16 protein-coding genes are annotated in these 25,030 nt (G+C 41.7%); 14 read left to right on the top strand and 2 right to left on the bottom strand.

Features of this window, described 5'->3' with window-relative positions:
- Positions 1-8: 8 nt before the first annotated feature.
- Both AC3E9V_RS21085 and AC3E9V_RS21080 read right to left on the bottom strand, forming a co-directional pair.
- Positions 9-2,468: an ABC transporter permease gene (locus AC3E9V_RS21085; RefSeq protein ID WP_488750148.1), complete on the bottom strand. Its 2,460-nt coding sequence runs from the start codon at positions 2,466-2,468 to the stop codon at positions 9-11.
- A gap of 1 nt (position 2,469) precedes the next feature.
- A complete protein-coding gene (locus AC3E9V_RS21080; protein WP_488750147.1) occupies positions 2,470-4,878 on the bottom strand; it encodes an ABC transporter permease in 2,409 nt (802 codons plus the stop codon).
- Between the two features lie 116 nt (positions 4,879-4,994).
- On the opposite strand from AC3E9V_RS21080, the gene AC3E9V_RS21075 reads away from it, so the two are divergent.
- From AC3E9V_RS21075 to AC3E9V_RS21010, 14 genes are all read left to right on the top strand, one after another.
- Complete coding sequence (locus tag AC3E9V_RS21075) at positions 4,995-5,165, top strand: hypothetical protein (RefSeq protein ID WP_488750146.1); 171 nt, start codon at positions 4,995-4,997, stop codon at positions 5,163-5,165.
- Between the two features lie 35 nt (positions 5,166-5,200).
- Positions 5,201-5,575: a four helix bundle protein gene (locus AC3E9V_RS21070; RefSeq protein WP_488750145.1), complete on the top strand. Its 375-nt coding sequence runs from the start codon at positions 5,201-5,203 to the stop codon at positions 5,573-5,575.
- A 343-nt stretch (positions 5,576-5,918) separates the two neighbouring features.
- On the top strand, positions 5,919-7,280 hold the full coding sequence (locus AC3E9V_RS21065; protein ID WP_488750144.1) for a sigma-54-dependent transcriptional regulator: 1,362 nt from the start codon (positions 5,919-5,921) through the stop codon (positions 7,278-7,280).
- Complete coding sequence (locus AC3E9V_RS21060) at positions 7,270-8,634, top strand: sensor histidine kinase (protein ID WP_488750143.1); 1,365 nt, start codon at positions 7,270-7,272, stop codon at positions 8,632-8,634. The genes AC3E9V_RS21065 and AC3E9V_RS21060 overlap by 11 nt, the downstream gene beginning before the upstream one ends.
- A gap of 245 nt (positions 8,635-8,879) precedes the next feature.
- Positions 8,880-9,458: an RNA polymerase sigma factor gene (locus tag AC3E9V_RS21055; RefSeq protein WP_488750142.1), complete on the top strand. Its 579-nt coding sequence runs from the start codon at positions 8,880-8,882 to the stop codon at positions 9,456-9,458.
- Between the two features lie 159 nt (positions 9,459-9,617).
- Positions 9,618-10,643 (top strand): FecR family protein, encoded by a 1,026-nt coding sequence (locus AC3E9V_RS21050; RefSeq protein WP_488750141.1) that lies wholly within the window; start codon positions 9,618-9,620, stop codon positions 10,641-10,643.
- 193 nt (positions 10,644-10,836) lie between these two features.
- Positions 10,837-14,013, top strand: a complete 3,177-nt coding sequence (locus AC3E9V_RS21045) for a SusC/RagA family TonB-linked outer membrane protein (RefSeq protein ID WP_488750140.1) — start codon at positions 10,837-10,839, stop codon at positions 14,011-14,013.
- Positions 14,014-14,035: 22 nt separating this feature from the next.
- Entirely contained in the window at positions 14,036-15,565 is a 1,530-nt protein-coding gene (locus tag AC3E9V_RS21040; RefSeq protein WP_488750139.1) for a RagB/SusD family nutrient uptake outer membrane protein, read from the top strand.
- A gap of 90 nt (positions 15,566-15,655) precedes the next feature.
- Positions 15,656-16,243 carry a hypothetical protein gene (locus AC3E9V_RS21035; protein WP_488750138.1) on the top strand — a complete coding sequence of 196 codons (588 nt, stop codon included), beginning with the start codon at positions 15,656-15,658 and terminating at the stop codon, positions 16,241-16,243.
- A 162-nt stretch (positions 16,244-16,405) separates the two neighbouring features.
- Complete coding sequence (locus AC3E9V_RS21030; protein WP_488750137.1) at positions 16,406-19,612, top strand: VCBS repeat-containing protein; 3,207 nt, start codon at positions 16,406-16,408, stop codon at positions 19,610-19,612.
- A gap of 5 nt (positions 19,613-19,617) precedes the next feature.
- Positions 19,618-21,627 (top strand): glycoside hydrolase family 127 protein, encoded by a 2,010-nt coding sequence (locus AC3E9V_RS21025; RefSeq protein WP_488750136.1) that lies wholly within the window; start codon positions 19,618-19,620, stop codon positions 21,625-21,627.
- A 20-nt stretch (positions 21,628-21,647) separates the two neighbouring features.
- Positions 21,648-23,993: a beta-L-arabinofuranosidase domain-containing protein gene (locus AC3E9V_RS21020; protein WP_488750135.1), complete on the top strand. Its 2,346-nt coding sequence runs from the start codon at positions 21,648-21,650 to the stop codon at positions 23,991-23,993.
- A 106-nt stretch (positions 23,994-24,099) separates the two neighbouring features.
- A complete protein-coding gene (locus tag AC3E9V_RS21015) occupies positions 24,100-24,384 on the top strand; it encodes a type II toxin-antitoxin system TacA family antitoxin (protein ID WP_488750134.1) in 285 nt (94 codons plus the stop codon).
- 3 nt (positions 24,385-24,387) lie between these two features.
- Entirely contained in the window at positions 24,388-24,879 is a 492-nt protein-coding gene (locus tag AC3E9V_RS21010; protein WP_488750133.1) for a GNAT family N-acetyltransferase, read from the top strand.
- The last annotated feature ends 151 nt before the right edge of the window (positions 24,880-25,030 follow it).

The raw sequence follows: 25,030 nt of genomic DNA, 5'->3' as shown, positions 1-25,030 counted from the left end.
AGGTTCGGTTATTCATATCTGAGAGAATCCACCGGATTCAGCCGTGCAGCTTTCAGCATTCTGGAAAGAATGGTGGCTGCTGCAACCAGCACGACAAAGACCAGTGGGATGATCAAAAGCCACCAATCCAGGCTAATGCGGAAAGTATAGTTTTCCAGCCAATGGTTTAGAAATATCCACGCGACGGGCATAGAGGTCGCATAAGATATCAGAATGATGATCAGGTAATTTTTTGAAAGCAGCAATATGAGGCTTGAGAAGCCTGCTCCCAGTACTTTTCTGATCCCGATTTCTTTGGTGCGTTGCTTTAATGTGAAAGAGGTCAGCCCAAATAATCCCAGACAGGCAATAAAAATGGCTAAAATGGAAAAAGAGCTGAAGATCCTGCCAAATCGTTCATCTTCCCTGTACTGGATGTTGTAGTATTCGTCCAGAAAGAAGTAGTCCATTTCGAAAGCAAATGCTTTATTCCACTCAGCTTCTATAGTATTGATGGTCTGTGTGAAGTGGTCATATCGCTCCCGGCCTGTCAGTGAATTGCTCACATCAAATTTGATAAAATAGTATTCTGTCCAGCTGCTGAGGACAAATATGGTAGGGGCATAATCATTATGCAGGGAAGTGTGGTGATGGTTGTTTACCACTCCGCGTACTTCGATGGGTGCATAAAATCCTTCCAGTTTAGCTCCTATAGCATCTTCAGGTTTTTCAAACCCCAGTTCCATTGCGAGCTTTTCATTTATGATCACGTCTCCTTTTGTCCAGGGGCTGTCACCTTCTTTCAGTCCTCTACCCGCGATCACTTCCAGTCCAAGGAAATCGGGAAACTGTAAACCCATGGAAATGAGTGAAGTATTTATGGCTTCATCGTTTCTCATGGTGGGCAGTTTGATGCCCGTACGCCAGGATACCGGTTCGCCGGGGATTTCGCCGGCGTTGGTTACCATTTCGATACCGGGCTTTTTAAGCAGTTCCGTACGGAAAGCATTGTATGCAGCAAGGTCTTCCCGCTCCTCAGCATTGATGTCTCCCGGTGGGGATTTGATCACCATCACATTGTTTTTATCAAATCCAAGCTCGGCATTTTTCATATAAGTGATCTGCTGATATACTACCAGTGTGGCACAGACGAGTAAAAATGTGACTACAAACTGCAATGTTACCAACACCTGCCGGATGGCAATGCCCCCGACTTTTTGTTGCCGACCCCCAACAAGGACTTTGGTCAGTGAAACTGTATTAGAAATGACTGCAGGATAGAATCCGATTAAGAGACTTCCTGCTAGGATGATCAAAAACAAAATTCCCGTGATGGGTAAATACTGGAAGATATCAAACCGTATTTCAGTAACCTGCTCCACCCATGGCCCTATTAGCTGAGCGATGGTCAGAGCTATCAGGAAGGAAATAATGTTGATCGTAATGGCTTCAATGATGAAAAGGGCATTGATCTGACTTGCCGACGATCCGAGTGTTTTCCTAATACCTACTTCTTTTAGCCGGTCGAGGGTTTTGACCAGAGAGAGGTTTAGGTAATTGATCCAGGCAATAATTAATATAAAAACAGCTATTAGAGTCAGGGCATAGACCAGCCTGTAATCCAGGTTTTGTTTGAAGTCACCACGCCCTTTCGAATACAGGTGTATGTCCGTAAGAGGCATGAGTTTAAAATCCATTTTATAGCCGTATTCCTTGAGCTTTGCCGCAGAGTTTTTTTCATTGATTTCCTTAACTTCAGCAAGGACTTTTTCCAGTGGGGCACCTTCCTGCAATTTCACATAGGTCAAGAAATCAAAAGCAGTCCAACTCTTATGGCTGCCCGTATATTCATCCAATGAAGGGATGGAGATCAATAATTGGAAGCCTAAATGTGTGTTTTGTGGGAGATCCTCTATGATAGCGATCAGCTCAAATTCTTTGGCTCCATTATTTCCACTCAATGTAAATGCCTTTCCAATAGCCTCTTCAGGTGATTCAAAGTATTTCAGGGCGGTGGAGGTTGTCATAATAGCTTTCTGAGGTGCATCAAAGCTTTCGATTGATCCACTAATGATGGGTAATTGAAAGACGTCAAATACTCCCTTATTTGTAGCAAAAACACCGGGTTGTTCAAAATTGATCACCCCCTTTTCGTTTTTCACAATAACAGAGTTGTTGGGGTAATTATAGTCGTAAAATCGAGCGGTTGCCTGGACTTCAGCCAGGTTTTGATCCAGTTTTTCACCTATGAGGTTGGCTATCTTGTTACCGGTAAAAGCCTCCTGGTTGCTTTTATTTACTTCCGCATGAATACGAAAGATCCGCTTACTGTCAGGGTGATAATCATCAAATGTATGATGAAAATAGATGTATTGAGCAATGATCAGGCAAGCGGCCATACTTATGGCCAGGCCCACAACATTGATAAAAGAGAAATCCCGGTTTTTGCGGATCTGTCGGACAATGGTAAGGATATAATTTCGTATCATGCTATTCGTATCTTAAGGATTGTATAGGATTGGCGTTGGCTGCTCTGAATGAACGATATCCTACTGTGATTACCGCGATTGAAAATGAGATCGTAAAAGCCAACAAAAAGTAGATCCAGGAGAGGTCTATACGGAACGCAAACTCATTGATCCACAGCTGCATCAGCCAGTAAGCTGCGGGAGCAGCCACGATAAACGCAATAACCAGAAGTTTACTGTATTCTTTGGCAAAAATCCGCAGTATAGCCCCGGTAGAAGCACCAAAGACCTTTCGTATGCCGATATCTTTTGAGTTTTTGTTGGCCATAAAAGACACCAGGCCATACAGCCCCATAATGCTCAGCAGTATGGCAAGAACGGAAACAAACCGAATGATGGTGTGTAGCATGTCTTCCAGCATATAGTGGTCCTGGATCTGTGCTTCCAACACTTCAAATTCAAACAGGTCATTTGGGTAAAATTCCCTGAAAGTACCTTCAATATCTGCTACGATATCCTGGTCAGGCTCTGACTTAATCCGGATGGATAATTGCTCCATCTGATCAGGTTTGTACAAAAACATTGACGGTCGCAGACCTTGCTGAAGGGTATGGACATTATAATCTTCAATAATCCCGATGATCTTGCCCTTCATATACCCCATGTCGATCCACTGACCTATGGCTTCTTCATGGGTATTCCATCCCAGTGAAGCAATCAGTTTTTCGTTAACCAGCACATGGTAGGTTGAGTCGTTGATTACGCTTTCATTCACATTCTGACCTGAAAGTAATTCGATATCATAAAAGTCCAGATAATTAGCATCGCCAAATTTCATGTTGGCATTATTGCCATCAATGTATTCTCCCCCTTTGACATAATAGGAATTGTTCCAGTTGGATCCTGAAATGGGGGTGGTGTACCCACGGGTAACGTCTTCCACATAACTTTTGCTTTTGTAGGCTCCTGCTATGGTTTCCAGCTTTTCCCATGCACCATCCGGAAAATTGACAGTTACAACGCGATCATAGTTAAATCCCAGATCTTCGTTTTTTACATAGTTCATTTGTGCCGCAATGATCACCGTAGATATGAGCATCAGGTTGGTAAAAGCAAATTGAGTGATAACCAGTACTCGACGCAGGTTGAAGTTTCCGCTTCCTTTCCGGATGTTGATCTTGTGGTTCAGGGCATCTACCGGCCGGTATCCTGACAGGATCATGGCCGGATAAAATCCTGCCAAAAATGTAACAAAAAGGGTAAGAATTAGGGCGAAACCAATGATCTCGGGCGAATAGGAAAGATTGTACTGAATGTCTTCCAGGAATGCATTGAACCTGGTAATGAGTACCTGACCCAAGGTGAAACTGACGATCATTGCTGCCAGAACGATCACAAATGTTTCCATCATAAACTGCCACACCAGCTGAGATTTCATAGAGCCCAGGGCTTTGCGCACACCTACCTCTTTAGCACGCTGTATTGCCTGGGCCGTAGAGAGGTTGATGAAGTTCAGACATGCAGTGCCGAGGAGGAGTAGTCCCAGGATAATAAATGCCCAGATCATCAGAGAGGGGGTTACATAATTTTGGCCATCGCCATACCGCTCGTCATTATGGATTTCGGAGAGTGGCTGGAGCTGCATCAGAAGCTTTTCAGCCTCTTCCTCATCATCTATATACTTATCCATCATCTGGTCCAGCTTGGCTTCTAGTTGGGTTTTTTCTGCATTTTCAGGGGCCAATACATAACAAGAATAAGCCCAGGTCATGCCCCAGTTATCACGGAAGGCTTCTGGCATCCGATCCCGCATCGTGGGGAGGGAGATGATCACTTCAAAGGGGAGGTTGGTGTTATTGGGAGGGGTTTCTACAATCCCCACAATTTCCAGATCCTTGTCATTATTCAGCTTAATGATTTTGCCTATTGGATTTTCTTCCCCATAATATTTATTAGCTACTTTCTCTGTAAGGTAAATTTTGAACGGTTCAGCTAATACCTCAGCAGAAGCTCCCTCCAAAATTTTAAAATCCAGTACATCAAAGAAGTTTTCGTCGGTGTACAAAACGCGATTTTGTCGGAAAATCTCGTAATTTCCATTTGCATCTGTCAATGATATTTTAGCGTCATCCGGTCCATGAAACTGTACTACTTTTCCGAAATCCGGTAAATCCCGACTGATAGCGTCACCGGTGGGGTAGGGTATACTTCCTGAATAGCTGACCATATTATCCCCATAGTAGTGCCTGACTACCCGATAGATCCGGTCCTTTTTTTTGTGCCAGTTATCAAAGGAGTTTTCGTATCTGATGATCGTAAAGACGAAAAGACAGGAAGCTAAACCAATAGCAAGTCCAAGGATATTTAAAAGTGAATAGGCTTTGTTCTTTTTGAAATTACGGAGCGCTGTGATAAAATAATTCTTGAACATGATGAATCTGTTTGATGCTAAATAGTCAAGGGGTATGCCAATATTATAAGAAATTGGTATTCAGGATGTTAAGTCTTGTTTGGTTTTAAAAAATTGTTTCATATCGAAACATTCATTTGTTTTACAATGAAACAGTGGGGTTTTGGTGGATTGGTGGATTGGTGGATTGGTGGATTGGTGGATTGGTGATTGGTGGATTTGGTGGATTTGTGATTAGTGGATTAGTGATTAGTGGATTAGTGATTAGTGGATTAGTGATTGGTGGATTGGTGATTAGTGATTGGTGATTAGTGAATTAGTGATTAAGATAAATTAGTAACAAATGAGCGAGTATGCACTCAAGGATCTAAAGGTGTGGCAGGAGGCAAGGAAGTTTAGGAATGAGATATCAAAAATGGTAAAGCATTTACCAAAGGAGGAAAAATACAGGTTAGCTGATCAGCTGATTCGAGCTTCCAGGTCAGTATCAGCCAATATTGCTGAGGGGCATGGGCGATTTCACTATCAGGAAAATATACAATTCTGCAGACAAGCCCGAGGTAGCCTGGTTGAAGTTTATGACCACCTGACTTGTGCCCTGGATGAAGAATACATTGATAACCCAACATTTGAAAAACACATTGCTCGAAACAGTACAGTTCACAGGATGATAAATGGATATATTACCTATTTGTTAAAGCGGAAGAGAGAAGGATAGATTTTTTGGTGAATTCGTTATTAGTGAAATAGTGATTGGTGGGTTAGTGATTAGTGATTAGTGGATTGGTGATTGGTGGATTGGTGGATTGGTGGATTGGTGATTAGTGATTGGTGGATTGGTGATTAGTGATTGGTGGATTGGTGATTAGTGGATTAGTGATTAGTGGTGGATTGGTGATTAGTGGATTAGTGATTGGTGGGTTAGTGATGGATTATTTGAAAAAATTTAATAATAAATAAACCAATAAACCAATAAACCAATAAACCAATAAACCAATAAACCAATAAACCAATAAACCAATAAACCAATAAACCAATAAACCAATAAACCAACTTCCCAAATGAAAAAGGGACATATACTTATAATTGATGACGATCCGGATGTACTGCACACGGCAAAGATGATCCTGAAACGAGAGTATAGTCAGGTAAGCGCAGAGAGTTCGCCGGTAAGGTTGGATACATTATTACAGAAGGAAAATATTGATATCATCCTGCTTGATATGAATTTTAAAGTAGGGGCTACTACCGGGAATGAGGGACTGTTTTGGCTCCAAAAGATCAAGAAGGTTGCTCCGGAGGTTTACGTCATCATGAACACGGCTTATGGAGACATTCAACTGGCTGTGGAATCTATGAAGCTTGGTGCCGTTGACTTCCTGGTAAAACCCTGGGAGAAAGAAAAGCTGCTTTCGACAGTAAACACGGTTTTTCAGCTTTCCCAGGCCGACAAAAAGGTACAGAAACTAGAAGGAAGAACCACAGCTCTATCTGAAGATATCAACTCAGATTACGGGATTATCATTACCCAGAGCCCGTCTATGAAGCCTGTCCTCAATATGATCAGAAAAGTGGCCGGCACGGATGCTTCGGTACTTATCCTGGGAGAAAACGGAACAGGAAAGGAGTTGGTAGCAAGGGAGCTACATCGTCAATCAGAGCGGGTGAAAGAAAGCCTGATCAAAGTGGATCTGGGGGCATTACCAGAAAGTTTATTTGAATCTGAGCTTTTCGGACACGTAAAGGGTGCTTTTACGGATGCAAAAGAGGAGCGAGCAGGCCGGTTTGAGGTGGCCGATGGAGGTACACTTTTTCTGGATGAGATCGGAAATGTGAGACCAATGATGCAAATGAAGTTATTATCTGCTCTTCAGAACCGGGCTGTTTCTCGCATTGGATCAAGCAAAATGACTCCTATTGATGTACGACTGGTCAGTGCCACAAATCAACCTCTTTACGAAATGGTTGATAAGGGAACATTCAGGCAAGACTTACTCTACAGGATCAATACAGTGGAGATCGAATTGCCTTCGTTAAGGGAACGAAAGGAAGACATCAGGTTACTGACCGGCCACTTTTTGGATCACTTTGGTGAAAAGTACCAGAAAAAGGGATTGAAAATAGATGAGCGTACTTTCAGGCTGCTTGAAAATTATCCCTGGCCGGGCAATATTCGCGAATTGAGACATGCAGTGGAACGAGCTGTTATCATGGTGGATGGGAGTAAAATTGATGCCCATCAGCTGATGCCGGGAACTAAAAGTAAACAATCACCTTCAAATTCTCTGAGAGTTGAGGATTTGGAAAAAGATGCAATCTTAAAGGCTATTGAGCAAAGTCAGGGAAATCTGAGTCATGCGTCAGAAGCACTGGGTATTGGAAGGACCACTTTGTACCGGAAAATGAAGAAATATGGAATTTAAAGCTGAGGCTATGTCGTTTAGGTTAAAGGTTGTTATCCGAATCTTTTTGGCCATTGGTTTTGGCATTTCCGCTTATTATTTTGCGTTTGAGACTCCATTTTGGCTCGTTTCGGGTTGGATGCTTCTATTTTTTGTTTTGACTGTTATATCCCTGATCAGGCTGGTGGAAAAATCTGATCGCGAGCTTTCTAATTTCCTGATGGCCATCCGGCAAAATGATTTTACGAACACCTATCCACAGAGTAATAGAAAGACCAAACAGCTATACCGAGCTTTTAATGTGATTACCTCGGAGTTTATCCGCATGCGTAGTGAAAAAGAATCCAATTTTCATTTTCTCAAAACCGTAGTGGAACACAGTGGAGTTCCTTTGATTGCGTACACAGTTCAGGATGAGCGAGTAAACCTGGTTAATAAGGCTGCCAAGGAGCTTTTTGGGATTCCGCACTTCTCTTTGCTGAGTTCGTTAACCAGAGTTAGTACAGAGCTCGTAGAAACTGTAAAATCCTTGCATACAGATGATAAAGTTTTGTTGAAGTTGCCGATCCGGGATGAGGTGATCTACCTGTCAGTTGTTGTGCGGGAGCTGGTTTTGCAGGAAAAAAGGAATAAGGTTATTGCTTTCCATAACATCAACTCCGAGCTGGATCAGAAAGAAGTAGAGTCCTGGCAAAAGCTTATTCGGGTGATGACTCATGAGATCAAAAACTCAGTGATTCCGATTGCTACCCTGGCTGAGGTGGTGAATGAAATGTTTAGGGATAAACAGGCAGGCAAAAGTCTTGGAGACTTCAATGAGGAGGATATTGAAGACCTGGTTATGAGCATCAAAACCATTGAAAAGCGAAGCAAGGGGTTGGTAAAATTTGTGACGAATTATGGCGATTTGGCTAAAGTTCCTCATCCTCAATTCCAGGAGGTAGATCTTTGTGAATTACTGAAGCATATCGAGGCGCTGCAGCTAAAGACATTAAAAAAGGATGAAATTACTTTTCGTCTGTATACCCCTAAAAAACCGATTTTGATCAGGGCGGACCCTGAAATGATCGAACAGGTCTTGATAAACCTTATAAAAAATGCCAGAGAAGCGCTCATTAGTAGCAAAGTAGCGCACCCGGTAATAACTATCGAACTGGCTGAAAATGCTTCAGGAGTAATACTCACAGTGCAGGATAACGCCTCAGGGATGGACGGAGAAACCCTGGAAAATATATTTGTGCCTTTTTTCACTACTAAAAAAGAGGGGTCTGGAATCGGATTGAGCTATTCAAAGCAAATCATGCGTGCACATAATGGAAATATCAGAGTCAGGTCATCATCAGATCAGGGGACAACATTTGAGCTAAGGTTCTGAAGTAGAACCGCTTTTATTCCAAGTGACATTGATTAAAAGGTGTTGCTTGAGTGGGCTACCGGTTTGAATAATGATGTTCAAAAAAGATTGATTGTTAGATAATAGAATTTTTTCGTAAATAAAGGTTACCTAGTGAGGTGGTAAATAAGATATTTTCAAAAATGACTAGCTTTATTAAGATATTTTGATTTTATTTATAAATGTAAATTGTACATTTATAAATTTGGTTTAATTTCTGTCTTAAAATGGCTTCCGGTTCTGAACATATTGGTAAGTCCCCTTCAGGTCATACAGCTCTAACTGATCGCGAGAAAAGCTTGCTGGAACAGTTTAAGGAAGGGAAACCTAATGCCTTTGAGGAAATTTATGAAGCCTATTCCAGTTTAGTTTTCAAATATGGGCAATCACTTACAACCGACCTCCAGCTTCTGGAAGATGCGCTTCAGGATTTATTTGTACACTTGTGGAATAAGCGTTGCGAGTTGGAGATCCAGTATTCCATATCCTTCTATCTGATTAGATCATTCAGGAGGTTGGTCATAAGAAGGCTCAAAGAATCTAAAGGTAAGCAGGTGCAACTCAGAGACTATTTTCATACGCTTGAAGATATGAATCCCCCTTTATTACCAACAGATGAATTACCTGAAATAGACTCCATAAAGGAAATCGTTAAGACCCTGCCTGCAAAGCAATATGAGGCGATTATGCTTAAGTATTTTTATGGTTATTCCAATGATCGCATTGCTGACATTATGGAGATAACCATTGAGTCTACTTACAATTTAGTAGCCCGTGCTTTGGCGAAGCTCAGACAGACTGTTTAATGTATTGAGTAACTTCTAATTAATCCTTCATTTTTTTAGTTAAATGTTATGTTTTTCCAGGTTTCGTTAAATTCTCTCTAAAAAACCAATTCTTTTTAAGTACCACCTATTAGAAATATCCAGGTCGTCCCTCTTTACATATACAAGGAGAGAAACACGATGAAAAATAGATATTCTTTTAGGCTGTTGATTGAAAATCCTGAATTCAGAAAGTGGGTCTATGATCAGGGTTCCGATCAGGAGTGGAAATCGATTTATGAAAATGATCCTGAGAGCAGGCATGCAATAGATGCGGCCCGGGAATATTTACTGGCAATAGCTGAAAGACCAAAAGAGCTTTCCGAATTGAATAAGAAGCGGGTCTGGTCTCAGATTCGTAATGAGGTGAGGCTCAAGTCCGACCCTAAAATCCTCCCCCTGCACGAGGGAGTAAAATCAAGAAGGTTGGTAAGACAGAAATGGTCGATTTTGGCTGTAGCTTGTATGGTGATCCTGGTAGTTGGCGCATTTCTTTTCATGATGAGCAACCCGCCTCATTCAGCGCCTCAAATGATAGTCAAATCTACAGCTACAGGGCAGAAATCAAAGATCCATCTGCCGGATGGTTCAGTGGTTTATCTTAATGCAGAAAGTGAACTGATGTATGATGAGTTTTTTTCTAAAGAACACCGGTATGTAACTTTAAAAGGAGAAGGGTATTTTGATGTAGCTAAAAACCCTAACCTGCCATTCACAGTCAAATCCCACAATGTGCTTACCACTGCCCTGGGCACTATTTTCAATATTGATGCGGAAAGTGAAAGTGATATTTCTATTCACCTGGTGGAAGGAAGAATCAAAGTAAAGGATGAAAGCCATGAAGCGGCGAATTTTTTAGAAAAAGGTGAAAAGATCGGTTATCAAAAAGACATTGGTTTTACAGAAGTCAGTAAAGCTGAAGATCTCAGGGAAATAGCCTGGAAGGATGGAATACTTGTTTTTGAAAATGCACCATTGATGGAAGTGGAGCGGGAGCTGGAAAAGTGGTATGGTGTAGAGATAAATATTGCTGGAAATGCCGGAGGACGACTTACTTTTTCCGGAACCTATGATAATGAATACTTATCAAACGTCTTAAAGTCCATGTCTTTTTCCATGGGCTTTCAATATGAAATAGATGGAAAGGATGTAAAACTTAAATTCTAAATGTATATGAAAACCTAAACCTTAAAAGAATTCAAAAGAAAAAACTAGCGATCAGGTAATGCCTAACACGACCAAATGCCCGGCATTACACCTGATCACTTCATCAAACACTATGGTTTAACGCAATCGCAAAGATATGAAATGCACTATTACTAATGCAATCATCAACATGCTCAAATTCTCTTTTAAACTGATGTTGATTCTGACGATTTCTCTCAATATTGCTCTGGCAAATGAGGGAAATGCCCAGGTGAAAAGCATCAAAGAAGTGGTTATTGATATTAACCTTCAAAACACATCACTTCGAGATGTTTTTAAAGAAATAGAGCGGAAGACAGACTATAACTTTACATTTAGTAAAGAGCGAATAGATCTCCGCCAGCAACTTACTCTTTCTCATCATAATGTTACTGTTGAGACAGTCCTACTTGATGTTTCAAAGCAAGCCAGTCTCAAATTTAGGCAGGTTAATAAAAACATAGGAGTTTACAATTACACGTCATCTGATGCTCCTGTAACCAAAATAGAAATTGCAGAGGCGTTTCCCATCACAGGTACTGTGACCGATGATGAGGGTAATCCCTTACCAGGAGCTTCAGTCTTGAAAAAAGGAACTACCGATGGTACCATCACTGATGTTGATGGAAACTTCACCCTTGATGTGAATGAAGGAGAGGTACTTGTAGTGAGTTTTGTTGGATATAAGCCAATGGAAATCACAGTAGGTTCGGAACGTACCTTAAATATATCTCTTGAAACGGATGTATCTGCTTTGGATGAGATAGTCGTTATTGGTTATGGTCAGGCTGAGAAAAAAGAGATCACCAGCTCTGTGGTGAGCGTAGATGCTGAAGAGTTTAACAAAGGTAATGTCAATGATCCTGTACAGTTATTGCAGGGAAAGGTAGCCGGATTATCCATTGCCCGGCCTGGAGGAGACCCAAATGGCGGGTTTAATGTGCGTCTGAGAGGACTATCCACTTTTGGAGCAAACTCCTCACCTTTGATTGTTATTGATGGCGTACTGGGTGGATCTCTCCAGCAGGTGGACCCCAATGATATCGAATCGATTGAAGTGTTGAAGGATGGTTCGGCAGCTGCAATCTATGGTACAAGAGGAGCTTCAGGGGTGATTATCGTTACCACCAAAAGTGCTAAGGGACAGAATACCTCCAGCATTGATTATAATGGATATGTGGCTTTTGAAGAAGTTGCAAAATTTGTGGAGAACTCTACACCTGCGCAATATATAGAAGCTGGTGGAACTGATAATGGGTTTGAGACAGATTGGTTAGACTTGTTGACACAAACAGGTGTGACACATGTTCACAACCTATCTGCATCCAATGGTATGGGTAATGGAAGCTACCGTGTGTCGGTAAACTACAGAGATGTAGAAGGGATTGCTATTGGTAGTGGTTTTGAACAGATCAATGCCCGGCTAAACCTTAATCAGTTAGCAATAAATGATAAGTTGCAGATGAACTTCAATGTTGGTATTACTAACAGGAAGGCCGATTTTGTAAATTATGAAAGTCTCCGGTTTGCAATTATAGCGGATCCTACAGCCCCGATTTATAATAATGACGATCCTGAGCAGGGTTATTGGGAGCCAAATACGCCTGAATATCACAATCCTTATGCGATAGCAAACGATGTGACACTGAATGGCACCTATAAAACCATGATTGGTAATCTGAAAGTAGATTATGAGATCCTGGAAGGTCTTAATGTAAACGCCTTTTATTCAATGCAGCACCAAAGTGATTTGTATTCAGAATACTTTAGTTCTGCTGCACGTTTTGCATCGGGTGCTGGACAAAGTGGAAGGGCTCGTAAGTTTACCGAAGACCGAAATAATGAGTTGTTTGAATTTACCGGGTCTTTTGTGCGGAATTTCGGAGATCTGAAAGTAAACCTTGTGGGAGGGTACTCCTGGCAGCAGTTTACCTTCGAAAATTTTGATGCTTTTAATACAAACTTTATTACTGATGACCTATCATATAACTCCCTGGAGTTAGGTCTGGGTTTGTCTACGGGTAATAGTGCTTTGGCTGGAATGTCCAGTCAAAAAGAGGAGTCTCAATTAATATCCTTCTTTGGAAGGACCATGTTCAATTATAACGACAGGTATTTTCTTTCACTTTCATACAGAAAAGAAGGATCATCAAAGTTTGGACCGAACAATCGTTGGGGAGATTTCTATGCAGTAAGTGGTGGAGCAGATATTGCCAAAATAGCTAACCTGCCAATGGATGTATTAAAGCTAAGAGCAGGGTATGGTATAACGGGTAATTTACCCAATGAAAACTATGCCTATAGAACTCGTTTGACCGGCGGTGATATTATTTATTTTAATAATAGTAGATATGTTCGAGGTGTAAATTATGCATCCAACCCCAATCCGAATTTGAAATGGGAGCAAAAAGCAGAAACAAACTTAGGCTTGGATTATGCATTGTTAGAGTCACGTATTACAGGTGCTGTTGATTATTATATTAGAAATACTACAGATTTACTGTCATCAATTAGCGTACCTGTTCCACCAAATTTCTTTTCATCTACGCTGTTAAATGTCGGTGAACTTAAAAGCAGCGGGTTTGAATTTGCGATCAACTATGCAGCTGTTCAAAATACGGATTTCAATGTAACTACCGGACTGGTCTTTTCTACTTACAATACTGAACTGGTGACATTTGATGGTGAACGAGATGAAATCTTCATTGGCAACCTGGGACCTCCCGGCCTGAATGGAGTAAATGTAATCCGGGTGGCTGAAGGAGAAGATATAGGAGATATCATGGCTCCAATTTACGAAGGCCTTGCTGAGGATGGCACCCGGATTATACGCGATCAAAACGAGGATGGGAATATTACTCAAGAGGATGATGCAGTGGTTGTTGGTAACGGATTACCCGATTTTGAACTGTCCTGGAACAATGCCATCAACTACAAAAACTTTGATCTGAATTTTGTTTTGCGAGGGGCATTTGGTCATAGTCTGGTAAATATCAACCGAGCTTATTATGAGTCTCCTGCCGCGGCTAATAATTACAACCCTGTAAGAACCAGATATTATCTTCCGGAGCTTACTGAAAGTGAAAACTGGAATAGCTATTATGTAGAAAAAGCTGACTTTGTAAAACTGGATAACATCACATTAGGCTATAGTCTCAATGTTGAGAATACCTTTTTCAGAAAGGTACGCTTTTACGTAACTGGTCAGAACGTATTTGTGATTACTGACTACACTGGAGTAGACCCTGAGGTTCACTATAGCTATGGATCACCATTAGCGCCAGGAGTGGATGATCGGAATTCCTATTTTAGAACAAGGACATTCACTTTCGGTGTAAATGTTGGATTTTAAAAAACTGCTAAAAGACTTAATCATGAACTATCTAATAAAATCAAGAATAATCTTATTTGTACTGCTGACATTAAGCATTTCATGTACGGATTTGGATAGCGAACTCTATAGCGAACTGACACCTGAAACGGAGTATACTACAACGGATAATCAATTGGCAGCACTGCTAACAGCCTATGCACCCTTAAAGGTTAGTTATGGGAACAATGGTCTCTTTGAGGTTCAGGAACTTTCTTCAGAGACCAGTGCGGCTCCAGCTAAGTTCGGCCCCTGGGATGATGGTGGTATTTGGAAACGTCTTCATGAGCACAATTGGGAGAATAATGCATGGTTTATCAACAACACCTGGAACATGTGCTTTAGTGGAGTTTCGGTATGTAATCGACTAATTGAGGAGTTTCAGTCATTGAGTGGTGATGTCACTAATGCAGTCAATGAGCTACGAGCTCTCAGGGCATTGTACATCTATACAGCGATGGATCTTTGGGGGGATATTCCCCTTGTGACATCATTTTCAGATGCTGTGACAAACCCCTCTCAAACATCTAAGGAGGAAATTTATGATTTCCTGGTTGATGAATTGACAGAGTTGATCACTGTACTCCCGGAGGATCTGGGCGGAGAATACTATGGTAGAATGAATAAATGGGCGGCTATGGCTTTGCTGTCCAGGTTATATTTAAATGCTGAAGTCTACACCGGGACTCCCCAATGGCAAGCTGCAGCTGATATGGCTGGACAAGTTATTGATGGAGGACTTTACACATTGCAGCCCAATTACTTAGATAATTTCAAGACGGATAACTCAGGGTCTGTGGAGAATATTTTTGTAATTACTCATTCAGTAAGTAGTGGTGGCGCATTTAATATGCATATGCGAACATTGCATCCGTTGAATAAGGAAACTTACAATTTAACCGATGGACCATGGAATGGATATACTGCTCTGGAGGAGTTTTATAACTCATTTGATGATAGCGACGCCCGGAAAGATATGTTCATAGTTGGCCAACAGTATACTATCAATGGAGATAGCATCCATGATCCAAATGGAGCAATTGAGGTAGATTCAGATGGAGATGTTGACCCGGATGGGACTCCTTTGATCTTTACTCCTGAAATTAATGAACTATGGCCAAAAGCTTTTAGTCAGTCGGGAGCGAGAATAGGAAAGTTTGAAATAGCTACAGGACTTGCTCTGGCAATGGATAATGACTTCCCGGTGTTCCGTTTTGCGGAGATCCTCCTGATACGAGCGGAAGCTCTTTGGAGAATGGATCCTAACAGTTCGGAAGCTGTGGAGTTGGTCCGTCAGGTGCGTGAAAGGGCTGGATTGGAAGCTATTGATCCGCTTACCGAAGATGAATTGTATCATGAGATCCAACGCGAACTGGCTTTTGAAGCACAGTCTCGAACCATCATGATCCGGTTTGACAGATTCAATAACCCCTGGTGGGAAAAAACGGTTCAAGACCCTGATAAAAACCTGTTTCCGATCCCTACCGCGCAGCTAAATGGTAACCCGAATCTGGTTCAGAATCCGGGCTATTAATTGGAAGGTTAGCACTGATTTTAACGAAAGGCACTTTGGTGTCTTTCGTTATTTTGAATGTCTTAAATACGTATTCGAAGGAGACAAATTATGAAAATGCTGATGTCGGGACTGAGGAGTTTGCTGTTTGTGATTATACTATTATTAGTCATCATAGGATGCGAACTAACTCCCGCAGAGCGTTACAAAAAGCTGGAAAAAGCCGAGCTTTCTACCGGGAAACGGTATGATAGTCTTTTTATGGGACTTTATTTCAGCATGCCGAGAAAAACCTTTAGAGAATATTGTTACGATCAGCATTTAAGAGGCCGCTTCTATCAGGGGGGGCAGCGAAGTTCCATTTGGGTGGAAGCCAGTATCAATGATATGGATTATCCGGCAGTCATCAACTTCTATCCGGAATTCAAGGATGATAAAATTACTGAAATGAATGCATCAATATATTACAGAAATGCAAAATTCAAGGATGGCATTTTTGAAACGGACAGTTTGTTATTGGATGTGCTCAATTTAATGGACAAATGGTATGGACCTGGCCAAAGTAAAATTCCCAGTCCTTTTTTCTATAAAGAAGATGTATATGTAAAAATAAACGGAAACCGAAGAATAACCATTTATCCCGATCAAAGTGGTCAGATGATAAACCTGTGGTACGTAGACCTGATGGCTCTTCAATAAGAAGGGATATATTCAAATGTGACGAGGGACTTATAGCTAAAAAATCCTAACCCTGGAAGTAGTAATAGAAGGAGTGGTAATAACTATCAAGTGAAGGAAAAATATAAATGCATACTGCTTGCTATTATGGTGTGTTTCTCTGGGTGCACAGAGGAGAGAAGAATGTTTTCTCAACTCTCTTCTACAAAGACTGGAATTTCCTTTGAAAATTCAATCATAGAGAGTGAGGAGGTAAATATCGATAGTTATCTCTATGCTCATAATGGTGGCGGTGTGGCTATAGGAGATATTAATAACGATGGATTTCCGGATATTTATTTTACTGCTAACCAGCTACCAAATAAGCTGTATTTGAATCAGGGAAATTTTGAGTTTGAGGATATCTCAGGGCCAGCTGGTGTAACCGGCGATTACGGAGAAGAGAGCTGGACTACAGGAGTATGTATGGTTGACATAAATGGTGATGGATTACTGGACATTTATGTGAGTCAGGTTTCAAGCTATGGCGTATTCAAAGGAAAAAACAAGCTATTTGTAAATAATGGCGATCTGACATTTGATGAGAAAGCAGCTGACTATGGTCTTGATTTTAGTAGCTATTCACAGCAGGCTGCATTTTTTGATTATGATCTTGATGGAGATCTGGATATGTTTCAGTTGAACCATGCCGTACATACTCCTGAAGTTTACCAGGACATATCTATAAGGGCTAAAAGGGACCCCCTGGCAGGCGACAGACTCTTGAGAAATGATGGAAATACGTTTACAGATGTGAGTGCAACTGCTGGTATTTACGGGAGTTCTACAGGTTATGGTTTAGCAGTGGCTGTTGGTGATCTTGATAATAATGGCTGCCCGGACATCTACGTTTCTAATGATTTTCATGAAAATGACTATGTGTATTATAATAATTGTGACGGTACTTTCAGAGAAGATGTCAAGGGGACTTTAGGACACAGCAGCACATTTTCCATGGGGAGTGACATAGCAGATTTTAATAATGACGGACTGCTGGATATACTAACGCTGGATATGAAACCGGAGGATGAAGTAGTCCGGAAGAGGTCAGCCGGACCGGACACCTACGATATCTATAATTATAAGCTCAGTTTTGGGTATTTCTATCAGTTTCCCAGGAATATGCTCCAGCTGAATCGGGGCAATCTCTTTGCAGACAATGTTCAGTTTAGTGATGTGGGAGAGCTTGTTGGCATTGATGCTACTGATTGGAGTTGGTCAGGCTTGATGGTGGATATGGACAATGATGGGATGAAAGATATTTTCATCACTAATGGCATTATGCGGCGTCCGATAGATCTGGATTATATCAACTTCACATATAATAAAGGGTTACGTGAAAATGAATCATCCCTGGATCTTGCTTTTCAAATGCCAGAGGGTGAAGTGCCAAACTATGCGTACCGGAATACGGGAGCCCTGAAGTTTGAAGATGTATCAAAAACCTGGGGGCTGGATGAAGTGGGGGCTTCCATGGGTGCAGCCTATGGGGACCTGGACAATGATGGTGATCAGGACCTTGTTGTCAATAATCTGAATGCAAAAGCATCTGTATTCAGAAACAATACTGATCAGCTTAATAAAAATCACTTCCTTAAAATCAAATTAGAAGGAAACAGTGGGAACAGGTATGGGATCGGAGCGAGAGTGGAAGTCATATCCTCTGCTGGCAGGGCGGTTCAGGAAGTAAGTCCCGTGAGAGGCTGGCTGTCCTCTGTGGAGCCCTTGATAACGGTAGGGCTGGGACAATCTACTCAGGTAGAGAGGCTGAAAGTGACCTGGCCTGGTGGTAAAACTCAGGAAGTCTATGATATTTCGGTGGATCAACAAATTACCGTTTACGAAAGTGAGGCACGCTCTGTATCAGTTGAGAATGTTGAGCATAAAACCAGGTTATTTGAAGAAATAACGGAGCGTACCGGCCTGGACTTTTCGCATAATGAAAATCAGTATAGCGACTTCAATTATGAAAGACTTATCCCTCACAAACTGTCAACTGAAGGGCCACGCATGGCTGTAGGTGATGTGAATGGAGACGGGCGACAGGATTTGTTTATCAGTGGATCCATAGGTCAGGCAGGAGCCCTGTACATTCAAAAAGGCACGGATTCAGCTTATTTCGAGAAACAAAGGGTAAATGCATTTGAACTGGATAAAGAAATGGAAGATGCCGAGTCGGTCTTTTTTGATGCTGACGCGGATGGTGATCCTGACCTGTTTGTGGTAAGTGGTGGAGGGCAGGAGCACATAAAACATCAGGATAGACTTTACCTGAATGATGGAAATGGAGGATTCCAGAGGGTTCGGGAGTTTTTACCCGGGATAGAGGGAAACGGCTCTTGTGTGGTGGCTGCTGATTTTAACAGTGATAAAGCCATTGACCTGTTTATTGGTGTTCGTTCACTTGTTGGTCAGTATGGTATATCTCCTGACAGCTATTTTCTGTGGAACGATGGTAAAGGACATTTCATTCTGGATTCATCATCGGATGCTTTGAAGGGGCTGGGGATGGTGTCTGATGCAGTATGGGATGAGCGTAATAATACGCTGCTGGTAGTAGGTGAATGGATGCCGGTAACCATGCTTCGAATTGGTAAAGATGGTACCGTCAGCAAACGATCTATCGAGGGTACCTCCGGCTGGTGGAATACCATACATGGGACGGACCTGGATAATGATGGGGATATGGACTATTTATTAGGTAATTTGGGTCTCAATACCCATTTAAAAGCAAGTACAGAGCAGCCAGTAAGCCTATATGTGAATGATTATGACAATAATCAGAGCACGGATCCGATCCTGACCTATTACAACCAGAGCAAAGAGTGGGTCTATTTTGGGCTGGACGACTTAAAAAAGCAAATGCCATCCATTCGGTCAAAGTACAATAGGTATGAACAGTTTGCTTCCCATACCTTTTCTGAGGTTTTCCCCAGGAAGGAGGTCGTCCAGTCAGAACATAAAAAAGCAGAGCTGTTTGAGTCAGTATGCCTTTTAAACAAAGGGAATGCAACATTCGAAATCAAAAAGCTACCAACTGAAACCCAGTTTTCACCAATCTACGGATTTGCAGTCAGTGATTTTACAAATGACGGAATTCCTGATGTATTAGCAGTTGGTAACTTCTATGGAAACTCACCTACTATTGGCAAGTTTGATGCATCGTATGGCCACTTCTTAGTGGGTGATGGAAATGCATTTCATGCTATGGAGCCCAGGGAAAGTGGATTTCGGGTCTATGGCGAGGCCCGGGATATAAAAATATTGAATACAGGACAAGAAGATTGGATAGTTGTAAGCCGAAATAATGTCCCGCTGAGAATTTTTAAATGCAACCAATCAAAATATTGACAGATATGAAGAACTTGAACAACTATTGTTTTTTTATGGTGGTTTTTGTGCTTTTTGGATGTGATCAAAAGGTCAAAGATACCGGAGGGGATAAAGAAACGGTCCAATCGGATTACCCCATTCAGCCAGTAGCGTTTACTGAAGTAATCATAAAAGATGGCTTTTGGAAAGGACGTATAGATACTGCCACCAGGGTAACCATACCTTATTCTTTTGCTAAATGCGAAGAAACCGGCAGAGTTGATAACTTCATCTTTGCCGGAGGACTGAAAGAGGGAAAGTTCAAAGGAGGCTATGGGTTTGATGATACGGATGTATATAAAATCATTGAAGGGGCTTCTTACAGCCTGATGAACAACCCTGACCAAAAGATGAAACGGTACCTGGATACGCTGGTGAGTTACATAGCTGCAGCTCAGGAAGATGATGGTTACCTGTACACGCCCTGGACACTGAGGGCAAATGATTACGCTGATATGATTTGCTGTTCTTACAGTGAGGAAGGTCGGTTCCTTAACTCAAGATGGAGCCATGAGCTGTATAACGCGGGTCATATGTATGAGGCAGCGGTAGCCCATTATCAGGCTACCGGTGAGCGTAGTTTTCTGGATGTTGCCATCAAAAATGCGGATTTGATCTATCAGCTCTGTGTGGATGAAGGTCAGACCTTTTATCCCGGTCACCAGGAAATCGAGCTGGGTCTCATAAAGCTTTATCGGATTACCGGAAAAGAAAAATATTTGGAACTTGCACGTCTCTTTTTAGACAGGCGTGGAAAAGGGCTTACCGTGTATTCCAATGAAGGTCCGCATTTGCATGAATATGATATCTACTCCCAGGATCATAAACCGGTAACTGAACAAAGTGAAGCTGTAGGGCACTCCGTGCGGGCTGGTTACATGTACGCCGCTATGGCGGATATTGCCGCAATCATGGACGATAAAGATTATCTGGATGCCATAGACCGGATCTGGGAGAATATAGTGAGCAAGAAGATGTACGTAACTGGTGGATTAGGAGCTGGCAATGGGATTGAAGGCTTTGACGAAGCGTATAAACTTCCAAACGATGCCTATGCGGAGACTTGTGCTGCAATTGCAAATGTTTACTGGAATCACAGGATGTTTCTGCTTCATGGTGATTCTAAATACATTGACGTTTTAGAACGGACTCTTTATAACGGCCTGATCGTTGGCTTATCCTTAGAAGGAGATAAGTTCTTTTATCCAAATCCCCTGGAGTTTGATGGAGAGCGAAAATTCAATCAGGGAGCTGTTTGTAGAAGTGCGTGGTTTGATTGTTCTTGTTGCCCTTCAAATCTTTCCAGGTTCGTTCCTTCCGTTTCGGGGTATGCGTATGCTGTTTCAGGGAAGGATGCTTATGTGAATCTTTTTTTGGAAAGTTCCGCGACATTGCCAATAAATGATAAAATACTTGAGCTGGATCAGAGTACTAATTACCCCTGGAGTGGGGATGTGACTTTGAGCGTTAAAAATGAAGAAGCTGTAAATGCTACACTTCGGATCAGAATACCTGGATGGCTTAAAAATGAAGCTGTTCCAAGTGACCTGTATACCTTTACAGGAGCTTCAGAGGCCTCTGCAGAAATATCGGTAAACGGCCAGCCAATTGATGTAGTTGAAGAAAGTGGATACGCTGTGGTTGAAGGTGAATGGAATGCAGGAGATAAGATAGAGGTAAGTTTTCCCATGGAAGTCAAAACTATTCAGAGTCACCCGAATATTGTAGATAATCAAGGAAAAGTAGCTTTGCAAAGAGGACCACTTGTTTATTGTGCTGAAGGGGTTGATAATAATGGCCATGCGTTGGATATTAGCATAGGTGGAGCTGAATCTTTTGCGGCCAATTACCAAAGTGATTTGCTGAACGGAGTAACAGTAATCAATGGACCGGGGATGATTGGCACACAAGAAGTGTCTGTTCAGCTAATTCCATACTATGCATGGAGCCATAGAGAGGTCAGTCCTATGTCAGTTTGGTTAAAAAGTAATTGAAAAGTTAAGTAGTAAGAAAAATGAAAAGATCAATTGTATACGGGTTTATACTAATCGTTTTTATTTCTGGTATAAATGCTCAGGAAAGCTTACAACCCTTCCCTTTACCAGCAGTCAGGCTGCTGGAAAGTCCGTTTTACAAAGCTCAGAATACGGATATGGACTATATCCTGGAAATGAATGTAGACCGGTTGCTGGCTCCTTACCTGATCGATGCAGGGCTGGAGCCCAAAGCAAAACGCTATGGCAACTGGGAAAATACCGGGCTGGATGGACATATAGGTGGTCATTACCTGTCTGCTCTGTCGCTCATGTATGCTTCTACAGGTGATGATCGTATGCTACAGCGCATCAATTACATGCTGGACGAACTTCAGAAATGTCAGGAAGCAAATGGAAACGGATACCTTGGGGGAATCCCCAACGGAAAGCAGGCTTGGGCTGAAATAGCCGAGGGGAAGATCGATGCAGGTAATTTCTCTTTAAATGGGCGCTGGGTACCACTTTATAATATCCATAAGATCTATGCAGGCTTGAGAGATGCCTATTGGTATACCGGTAATGACCTGGCTAAAGATATGCTGGTCCAATTAACAGACTGGATGATTGAGACCACTAAAGACCTTAGCGACGTGCAGATACAGGAGATGCTGCAAAGTGAACACGGGGGACTCAATGAAGTGTTTGCTGATGTAGCAGAGTTGGCCGGAAATAAAAAGTACCTGGACCTGGCTAAACGCTTTTCTCATCAAAAGATCCTGCAGCCACTTTTGGAAGAGAAAGACGAGCTGACCGGACTCCATGCCAACACCCAGATCCCAAAAGTTATTGGTTACAAGCGTATTGCAGACCTGGCATTTGAAGATAGCTGGTCTGATGCCGCTGATTTTTTCTGGAAAACCGTAACGGAGAATCGTTCTGTAGCCATAGGAGGGAACAGCGTGAGGGAACACTTCAACCCTGTAGATGATTTTTCCTCAGTGATAGCCTCCAATCAGGGGCCGGAGACGTGCAATACCTACAATATGCTTCGGCTTACAAAGTTTCTCTTTTTAAGTGATCCTTCAAATAAATACATGGATTACTATGAGCGTGCGCTTTATAATCATATTCTTTCTACCCAGCATCCTGAGGGTGGTTTTGTTTATTTCACTCCTATGCGGCCACAGCATTACCGGGTCTACTCCCGACCGCACGAGAGCTTTTGGTGCTGTGTGGGGTCTGGGTTGGAGAATCATGCTAAATACGGGGAAATGATCTATGCCCACAGAGGAGAAGATATGTATGTGAACCTGTTTATCCCTTCAGAACTGAACTGGATCGATCAAGGATTAAAACTCACTCAGCGAACCCGTTTTCCATACGAAGAATCTTCAAAACTCACTCTGGAAATTGAGAAGAAAGCAAACTTTAGCATATACATAAGGAAGCCGGCCTGGGTAGGTGAGTTTTCAATCACGGTAAATGGAAAGAAGCAGGAGTTTTATGAAACAGGCGGATATGCCAGGGTGGATAGGAAATGGAAAGACGGAGATGAAATAAGTATTGTGCTTCCTATGCAAACTAAGATAGAACACCTGCCGGATGATTCACCATGGGTCTCATTCATTCATGGACCAGTTGTGCTGGCGGCAGTTACTGACACCACAAATCTTGGAGGTATGTGGTCTGATGACAGTCGGATGGGCCATGTGGCGAGTGATAAATTTTATCCACTGGACGAGGCTCCTATGATAGTTGCAGCTTCTGGTGAAGAGGTGCTGAATGGGATTGAAAAAGAGCGTTCACCGCTTACTTTCAACGTGAGTGAGATTGTCTATCCAGATGCCTATAAAAACCTCAAGCTTGTTCCCTTTTTCGATATCCATGAGGCACGCTACGTGATTTACTGGTCGCTGGTAGATCCTGATGAACTGGATGAGAAACTGGCGGCTTTAAAGGTAAAAGAGAAACGGATGCTTGAGCTGGAAGCAATCACTGTGGATCAGGTAGCCACGGGAGAGCAGCAGCCGGAGACAGAACATGGTTTCAAGGGGGAGAAAACACAATCCGGAGTACACGAAGGCTCCTACTGGCGGGCAGCTTCCGGCTGGTTTAGCTACGAACTGGACAATTCAGAACGAGAGGGTAGAGAATTACAGATAACCTACTTTGGAGGAGATAGGGATCGGTATTTTGATATCTTTCTGAATGAAGAGAAAATTGCGACCGTAGAAATGAACGAGCCCCAGGGAGAGGGCTTTTACACTGTGAACTACAAGGTTCCTGAATCCTTGCAAAAGGAAGAAGCACTTACGATCAGGTTTGCAGCTAAGGAGGACTCCTATACTGCCGGAGTTTATTACATCAGGCTGATTAAAGAATAGTTCTGTTAAACGATGCTCAAGCTGAATTTACAGTTGACGTTGTGGTACATTTTAAATAAGCTTGTTTTGTACGGTTTTTTAACGTACATTTGTATAAAACAAAATCATGATGGAAGCACAAATAAACAAGGATGAACGTATCGAACTAAGAGTATCATCTGCTGATAAGAGAATTTTCAAAAGGGCTCAAAAATTAAGTGGGGATAAATCGTTCAGCAGTTTCATTGTAAGAGTAGTTAAAAAACAAGCGGAAAAAATAGTAGCAAAGAATGACAGAATCATAGCGACTGAAAAAGACCGGGAAATATTTTTCAATGCTGTATATGGCAATAGTAAACCAAATCAAAATCTAATTGAAGCTGCAAAAAGATATAAATCGAAAATATCTTAAAAAGTGGAAATAACCTTACTAGAGAAATCACACAACAGGAAAAATTTTGAATGCGAAGAGGAATCATTAACTAATTACATGCATAAGCAAGTTAGTCAAGACATCAAAAAAAGATTAGCTACTTGTTTTGTTTCTGTTGATAAACACAAAAATGTAATTGGATATTATACTTTAACAAGCGAAAGTCTGGGAAGAGATTTAATTCCGGAAAAGTTTATAAAGAAAGTACCGAAAAATTATAACGCTCCCGTAATTTTATTGGGTAGGTTAGTCAGAGATATTAAAACTAAAGGAACCGGGCTAGGTGAACATCTTCTCTTAGATGCATTATTCAGAGCTTATACGCTATCAGAACAAAGTCTCGGAGCAATGGCTGTAGTTGTTGATCCAATTAACGAAAACGCTGTAAAATTTTATACAAAATATGGTTTTGAACTATTGCCAGATAGCGAAAAAATGTTTCTGCCTATGAATGTAATTAGACAATTAATATAAGAATGCACCACAACACTATGTGTAAAATGCATTAAAGTGCATTTACACATAACATTATATGGAATAAATCCCCTAACAAAACACAACAACTCTTTTAAGGTAAGTTGACAGTCTGTCGCAACAATTCATAACAGAGTGCTTAGCGCTTTTT

Source organism: Marinoscillum sp. HNIBRBA16962 (assembly GCF_057801515.1).
The sequence above is the reverse complement of the archived record's forward strand: the minus strand, read 5'-3'. Positions and strand labels throughout refer to the sequence as shown.

What these genes read in the sequence shown, in the direction of transcription:
- AC3E9V_RS21085 (WP_488750148.1), bottom strand. Translation starts at nt 2,468, where the DNA reads ATGATACGAAATTATATCCTTACCATTGTCCGACAGATCCGCAAAAAC.
- AC3E9V_RS21080 (WP_488750147.1), bottom strand. Translation starts at nt 4,878, where the DNA reads ATGTTCAAGAATTATTTTATCACAGCGCTCCGTAATTTCAAAAAGAAC.
- AC3E9V_RS21070 (WP_488750145.1), top strand. Translation starts at nt 5,201, where the DNA reads ATGAGCGAGTATGCACTCAAGGATCTAAAGGTGTGGCAGGAGGCAAGG.
- AC3E9V_RS21065 (WP_488750144.1), top strand. Translation starts at nt 5,919, where the DNA reads ATGAAAAAGGGACATATACTTATAATTGATGACGATCCGGATGTACTG.
- AC3E9V_RS21060 (WP_488750143.1), top strand. Translation starts at nt 7,270, where the DNA reads ATGGAATTTAAAGCTGAGGCTATGTCGTTTAGGTTAAAGGTTGTTATC.
- AC3E9V_RS21055 (WP_488750142.1), top strand. Translation starts at nt 8,880, where the DNA reads ATGGCTTCCGGTTCTGAACATATTGGTAAGTCCCCTTCAGGTCATACA.
- AC3E9V_RS21050 (WP_488750141.1), top strand. Translation starts at nt 9,618, where the DNA reads ATGAAAAATAGATATTCTTTTAGGCTGTTGATTGAAAATCCTGAATTC.
- AC3E9V_RS21045 (WP_488750140.1), top strand. Translation starts at nt 10,837, where the DNA reads ATGTTGATTCTGACGATTTCTCTCAATATTGCTCTGGCAAATGAGGGA.
- AC3E9V_RS21040 (WP_488750139.1), top strand. Translation starts at nt 14,036, where the DNA reads ATGAACTATCTAATAAAATCAAGAATAATCTTATTTGTACTGCTGACA.
- AC3E9V_RS21035 (WP_488750138.1), top strand. Translation starts at nt 15,656, where the DNA reads ATGAAAATGCTGATGTCGGGACTGAGGAGTTTGCTGTTTGTGATTATA.
- AC3E9V_RS21030 (WP_488750137.1), top strand. Translation starts at nt 16,406, where the DNA reads ATGTTTTCTCAACTCTCTTCTACAAAGACTGGAATTTCCTTTGAAAAT.
- AC3E9V_RS21025 (WP_488750136.1), top strand. Translation starts at nt 19,618, where the DNA reads ATGAAGAACTTGAACAACTATTGTTTTTTTATGGTGGTTTTTGTGCTT.
- AC3E9V_RS21020 (WP_488750135.1), top strand. Translation starts at nt 21,648, where the DNA reads ATGAAAAGATCAATTGTATACGGGTTTATACTAATCGTTTTTATTTCT.
- AC3E9V_RS21015 (WP_488750134.1), top strand. Translation starts at nt 24,100, where the DNA reads ATGATGGAAGCACAAATAAACAAGGATGAACGTATCGAACTAAGAGTA.